This window comes from Mesorhizobium sp. M4B.F.Ca.ET.089.01.1.1 (assembly GCF_004022605.1).
Classification (GTDB): Bacteria; Pseudomonadota; Alphaproteobacteria; order Rhizobiales; family Rhizobiaceae; genus Mesorhizobium; species Mesorhizobium abyssinicae.
The window spans coordinates 1-5,729 of the sequence record NZ_RZOS01000375.1 but is presented as its reverse complement, the minus strand read 5'-3'; the positions used below and the strand labels follow the sequence as shown (position 1 = coordinate 5,729).

The 5,729-nt window shown below is 64.9% G+C and carries 6 protein-coding genes; 4 read left to right on the top strand and 2 right to left on the bottom strand.

The annotated features are described in order from the left end of the window. The first annotated feature begins 120 nt into the window (after positions 1 to 120). Positions 121 to 489, top strand: coding sequence for a helix-turn-helix domain-containing protein (locus EN780_RS26095; protein WP_187331432.1), 369 nt, complete (start codon positions 121 to 123; stop codon positions 487 to 489). A gap of 470 nt (positions 490 to 959) precedes the next feature. Here the strand turns inward: EN780_RS26095 and EN780_RS26090 are convergent, their stop codons facing one another. Next, a complete protein-coding gene (locus EN780_RS26090) occupies positions 960 to 1,355 on the bottom strand; it encodes an acyl-CoA thioesterase (RefSeq protein WP_126058720.1) in 396 nt (131 codons plus the stop codon). Positions 1,356 to 1,453: 98 nt separating this feature from the next. After that, positions 1,454 to 2,395: a phosphoribosylaminoimidazolesuccinocarboxamide synthase gene (locus EN780_RS26085; RefSeq protein WP_128275728.1), complete on the bottom strand. Its 942-nt coding sequence runs from the start codon at positions 2,393 to 2,395 to the stop codon at positions 1,454 to 1,456. Between the two features lie 205 nt (positions 2,396 to 2,600). On the opposite strand from EN780_RS26085, the gene EN780_RS26080 reads away from it, so the two are divergent. The 3 genes from EN780_RS26080 to EN780_RS26070 all read left to right on the top strand — a co-directional run. Continuing rightward, positions 2,601 to 4,217, top strand: coding sequence for a GMC family oxidoreductase N-terminal domain-containing protein (locus tag EN780_RS26080; protein WP_128275727.1), 1,617 nt, complete (start codon positions 2,601 to 2,603; stop codon positions 4,215 to 4,217). Continuing rightward, on the top strand, positions 4,214 to 5,425 hold the full coding sequence (locus tag EN780_RS26075; protein ID WP_128275726.1) for a mandelate racemase/muconate lactonizing enzyme family protein: 1,212 nt from the start codon (positions 4,214 to 4,216) through the stop codon (positions 5,423 to 5,425). The genes EN780_RS26080 and EN780_RS26075 overlap by 4 nt, the downstream gene beginning before the upstream one ends. Further along, positions 5,422 to 5,729, top strand: a 308-nt coding sequence (locus EN780_RS26070; RefSeq protein ID WP_133372719.1) for an NAD(P)-binding domain-containing protein, incomplete at its 3' end; no start/stop codon positions are given. The genes EN780_RS26075 and EN780_RS26070, both read left to right, overlap by 4 nt.

Genomic DNA, 5,729 nt, shown 5'->3' with positions numbered 1-5,729 from the left:
GACAATGGCGATTTTGGGCTTGGACATTTTGGGAGGCTCTCCTTGCGGGAAATTGTGGTATCGTTTGGATACCGGCGCTATATGAGATACCGCAAAAGCGAAGTGCAAGGAGGCACGTTTTTGTTACTGAGGCACCCGCATATCACCGAAGACTGCCGCGCCGTGTCGGAAATCCTGCAGCGCGTCGGCGACAAATGGACCGTTCTGGTGGTCGGCAAGCTCGGCGACGGACCGCTGCGCTTCAATGAACTTCGCGCCGCCGTCGGCGGCATTTCGCAGAAGATGCTGACCACCACATTGCGCGGTCTGGAACGCGATGGCTTCGTCATCCGCACCGTCTTTCCGACCATCCCGCCGCGCGTCGACTACGAGTTGACAGAGCTTGGCCACGAGCTGCTGGTGCCGGTCAGCGCGCTCGGCGCGTGGGCGCGCAGGAACACCGCCAGGGTCAGGGCCGCGCGCGAGAAATTCGACGGTCTGCACGGCTGAAAGCCTGTTGCCGCAAGGATTTTTGGCGCAAGGCCCGCGAAAGATGAACCTTGGTGCCGACCCGTTTTCTGGCCGGCCGCTGTGGCGGGTCCGTCCCGTTTTCAGCTTCCGGTGGATCGTCTCGTTGTCAGCCCGGCGGGCCGTCTGCTCACTGCAATCGTCTGCGGTTTCTGGCCGGCGTCGCATCCGGTCGCCAGGCATTTTTCGCATGCGCCCGGCGGCTTGCCGATGACGCTATTTTGCGAAGCGCAAGAGAGCCCGGCATCGGCTTGCCTGATCTCGGTATAGGCAGTTGCGGCGAGCAGGCCGAACAGGCCCAGGACGGCTCCCGCAAGAACACCGTTCAGCGTTCGTTGACGCATTGTCTTCTTCCCAAGCCCGGGCGGACGGACTTGGTCACGGAAATTTGCGCACGACTGTGAAGGAGCTCACGCAGCCCGCCGGCAGGGCCCTCGCCTGCCGGAGCCGGGTCAGCCTTCGGCCGGAACCGCCTTCGGCTTGCCCTCGCCGTCCAGCGCCACCATGACGAAATCGGCATGGGTGACCTTCTCCATCAGGTCGGAGAGATAGCGCTGCGCCCAGGCCTCGACCTTGAGCGCCATCGAGGTGCGGCCGACGCGCTCGACATGGGTGTAGATGCAGAGCGTGTCGCCGATCTTCATCGGCTTGGCGAAGGACATCTCCTTGACCGCCGCCGTCACCACGCGGCCCTTGGCGCGTTCGGCGGCGCGGATGCCGCAGGCAAGGTCCATCTGCGCCATCACCCAGCCGCCGAAGATATCGCCGGCCGCGTTGGCGTCCGAAGGCATGGCCAGCGTCCTCAGTGTGAGGTCGCCGATCGGCCGTCCGTCCGCGTAGTGCACCATGCCAAAATCCCCGAGATCGATGACATGATCCCGTAGCGTCACCGCGCCGGCAGGTCAACGCGCCGCGGATGCTGTCGCAAGCAGCGGCTGGCTTGACCCTAAAAGTAACGCTCGAGGTTCGCGCGGATGCGATCGAGCACGCTATCCCCGGAAACGTCGGGGACGAACTCCTTGCCGGTGATCGCCTCATAGGCCTGCGCATAGACCCGCGAAGCCTGTTCGACGATCTCGTCCGGTATGGTTGGGATCGGGTCCCTGTAGGGATCGCAGCGCGCCGCGACCCATGACCGGATGAAATCCTTGTCGAAGCTCTCGGGCCGTTCGCCGCTCGCAAAGGCCTGTTCGTAGCTGGCCGCGATCCAGTAGCGGCTGCTGTCCGGCGTGTGGATCTCGTCGGCCAGGATGATGGTCCCGTTTCTGTCGGTGCCGAATTCATATTTCGTGTCGGCGAGGATGAGCCCGCGTTCGGCGGCGCGCGCCTGGCCGCGGGCGAACAGCCGCAGCGCGTAATCTGACACGGTATCCCACTGTGCCGGCGTAAGAAGTCCCTGATCGAGGATCTCTGCCTTCGACAGCGGCTCGTCATGGCCGCCATCCGAAGCCTTGCTCGTCGGCGTGATGACCGGCTCGGCCAGCTTCTCATTGTCGCGCAGGCCGTCCGGCAGGGTCATTCCATACATCGCCCGTTCGCCCTTCCGGTACCGGGTCAGGATCGAGGTGCTGGTGGTTCCCGCCAGATAGCCGCGCACGACGATCTCGACCGGCAGGATGTCGAGCCTTGTGCCGACGACGACGTTCGGGTCGGGATATTCGAGGACATGGTTCGGGCAGATATCGGCCGTTTCCTCGAACCAGTAGCGGGCGGTCTGGGTGAGGATCTCGCCCTTGAACGGGATCGAGGCCAGGATGATGTCGAAGGCGCTGAGGCGGTCGGTGGCGATGATGATGCGCCTGCCGTCGGGCAGGTCGTAGTTCTCGCGGAGCTTGCCCTTGTAGTAGCCGGGCAGTTCCGGGATGAAGGCATCGGAGAGGGTACGCATTTGGATCTCCTGCCTCCCGCGGATTGGTCGATGCCTTCGCATAAGCTCTCGACCCCGTGCATATCAAGCGGGATTGTCGGGTTATCCCGCTAGCCATCGCTATTGCGGCGGTCGTATTTTTCACAACCGATGCCGGAAGGCGCGGCGACGCGGCGAACCCGCCGCGTCTAGGCTGCGGCCAGATTTCCGGAGCCGCCCACCAGTCATGCAGACCTATGATTTCATTATCGTCGGCTCCGGCTCGGCCGGTTCGGTGCTCGCCGAAAGACTGTCGGCCTCCGGCCGTTTCTCGGTCCTGGTGCTGGAGGCCGGCGGCACCGACCGCCGCTTCTACCTCCAGATGCCGCTCGGCTACGGCAAGACCTTCTTCGACCCGGCCGTCAACTGGAACTATAAAGCAGAGCCCGATCCTGGCCTTGGCGGCAATGCCGACCACTGGCCGCGCGGCAAGCTGCTCGGCGGCTCCAGCTCGATCAACGCCATGGTGTATATCAGGGGCGCACGCGAGGACTTCGACGCCTGGGCGGCCGCCGGCAATCCAGGTTGGAGCTACGACGACCTGGTCCCCGCCTTCAAGGCGCTGGAGGACAATGAGGCCGGCGCCGACAGATGGCGCGGCGTCGGCGGTCCCTTGCACATCACCGACTGCGCAAATGCCGTCCACCCGCTGACGAAACGCTACCTTGCGGCAGCGCAGCAGGCCGGCCTGCCGCTCAATCCGGATTTCAACGGCGCTTCCCAGGAAGGCGTCGGCATCTACCAGATCACCACCAGGAACGGCCGCCGCATGTCGGCCGCCCGCGCCTTCCTGCGCCCGGCGATGAAGCGTGCCAATGTGCGCGTCGAGACAAACGCGCTGGCGACCAAAATCCTGTTCGAGGGCAAGCGGGCCGTCGGTGTCGAATATCAGCAGAACGGCGAGACCAGGACCGCGCGCGCTGGCCGTGAGGTCATCCTGTCCGGCGGCTCCATCAACTCGCCGCAGCTTCTGCAGCTCTCCGGTGTCGGCCCGTCGGCGCTGCTCCGAGACCTCGGCATTCCGCTCATCCACGCCAACGAGAATGTCGGCGCGAACCTGCAGGACCATGTCGGCATCAACTACACGTTCAAGGGCAGGCTGCCGACACTCAACCAGATCCTGCGCCCCTGGTGGGGCAAGCTCATGGTCGGCATGCAGTACATCCTGTTCCGGTCCGGGCCGCTGTCGCTGTCGATGAACAATGCCGGCGGTTTCTTCCGCACCGACGCGACCCTGGCGCGGCCGAACATGCAGCTCTATTTCCAGGCCTTCTCCACCGTCATTCCCAAGAGCGGTGAGCGCCCGATCCTGACCCCCGACCCATGGCCCGGCTTTTCCATCGGCCTTTCCAACTGCCGCCCGTCGAGCCGCGGCGAGATCATGATCCGCTCGAGCAATCCGCGCGACTATCCGCGGATCACGCCCAATGCCTATTCGACCAACGCCGATGTCGACGAGATGCTGGCGGCGGTGAAGTTCGTGCGCAAGATCGCCGCGATGCCGGCGATGGCCGAGATCATCGAGGAAGAGGTTTTGCCCGGTCCGTCAATCACTTCCGACGCCGACCTGATTCAGGATTTCAGGAAGCGCTCGGGCACCGTCTACCATCCGGTCTCGACCTGCCGCATGGGGCCGGACGCCGCGCGCGCCGTCGTCGATCCGCGCCTCAGGGTGCACGGGATTGCCGGCCTGCGCGTCATCGACGCCTCGATCTTTCCCGACAACATCACCGGCAACACCAACGCCGCCTCGATCCTGACCGGATGGAAGGGCGCCGAACTGGTTCTGGAGGATCAGAAATGAAGATCACCGACGTCAAGACCTGGGTTGTCGGCAACCCGCCGCCCGGCATCGGCGGCAAGTATTTCATCTTCGTCAAGCTCACCACCGATGGCGGCGTGGTCGGCTATGGCGAGGCCTACAACGCCACCTTCTCCGGCCACGTCACCGCCAGGATGATCGAGGACATGGCCGAGCGTTATCTTGTCGGCCGCGATCCGCACGACATCGAGAACCTCTTCCGCCGCATCTATTCCTCCGGCTTCACCCAGCGCCCGGACGTTTCCGGCATGGGCTGTTTCTCGGCGCTGGAAATGGCCTGCTGGGACATCATCGGCAAGGAAGCGGACAAGCCGGTCTACAAATTGCTCGGCGGCCAGGTGCACGAGACGCTGCGCTCCTACACCTATCTCTACCCGCACACCGGCAGCGTCCATTCCGAGGACGCGCGCGGCAGGAACGTCTACAACGACCCCGACATGGCCGCGGCCTGCGCGCTCGAATATGTCGAGCAGGGCTTCAACGCGGTCAAGCTCGACCCGGCCGGCCCCTACACCGCTTTCGACGGCCACCAGCCGCGCCTCATCGATATCGACCTCTCCGCCCGCATGGTCAAGGCGATCCGCGAGGCCGTCGGAAACAGGGCGGACATCCTGTTCGGCACGCATGGCCAGTTCACCGCCTCGGGCGCGCTGCGTCTCGCCCGCGCCATCGAGCCCTATGACCCGCTGTGGTTCGAGGAGCCGGTGCCACCCGATATGCCGGAGGTGATGGCGCAGGTCGCCCGCGGCACGTCCATCCCCATCGCTACCGGCGAGCGGCTCACGACCAAATTCGAGTTCGCCCGCGTCATCGAGAACCGCGCCGCGACCATCCTGCAGCCCGACCTCGGCCGCTCCGGCGGCATCCTGGAAACCAAGAAGATCGCCGCCATGTCCGAGGCCTACCACATCCAGGTCGCGCCGCACTGTTATTGCGGGCCGATCGTCGGCGCCGCCAACATCCAGCTGGCGGTGACGCTGCCCAATTTCCTGATCCTGGAATCGCTGAAGCAGTGGGACGGTTTTCACGCCACCCTGCTGAAGAAGAAGATCGAGTGGCAGGACGGCAACGTCATTCCCTCGAAGGAGCCCGGCCTCGGCGTCGAGCTCAACGAGGCGGTCTGCGACGCGCATCCCTACAGCGGCAAGGATCTGCATCTGCAGATGATGCAGACGCCGTTGATGCCGTGAGCGAGGGGCCCGCTTACGCCTTCATAGGCCTAGGCCATCTCGGCGGCCACCTCGCCGCCAGCCTGGTCCGCAATGGTTTCGACGTCACCGTCTTCGACCGCGACCCGGCAGCCGTCGAGCGCCTGGTGGCACTCGGCGCCAGCGCTGTGGACAGCCCGGCGGAAGCCGCCGCCCGCGCCGGCAATGCCATCTCTTGCCTGCCATCGCCCAAGGTCAGCGAGACAGTGCTCGCCGGTCCCGGCGGATTGCTCGAAGGCCTGCCGGCTGGCGGCGCCTGGATCGAGATGTCGACCAACGGCCGCGA

Excerpts from the sequence above, each read along its gene's own strand:
- EN780_RS26090 (WP_126058720.1), bottom strand. The coding sequence starts at position 1,355 with ATGGTGCACTACGCGGACGGACGGCCGATCGGCGACCTCACACTGAGG.
- EN780_RS26085 (WP_128275728.1), bottom strand. The coding sequence starts at position 2,395 with ATGCGTACCCTCTCCGATGCCTTCATCCCGGAACTGCCCGGCTACTAC.
- EN780_RS26080 (WP_128275727.1), top strand. The coding sequence starts at position 2,601 with ATGCAGACCTATGATTTCATTATCGTCGGCTCCGGCTCGGCCGGTTCG.
- EN780_RS26075 (WP_128275726.1), top strand. The coding sequence starts at position 4,214 with ATGAAGATCACCGACGTCAAGACCTGGGTTGTCGGCAACCCGCCGCCC.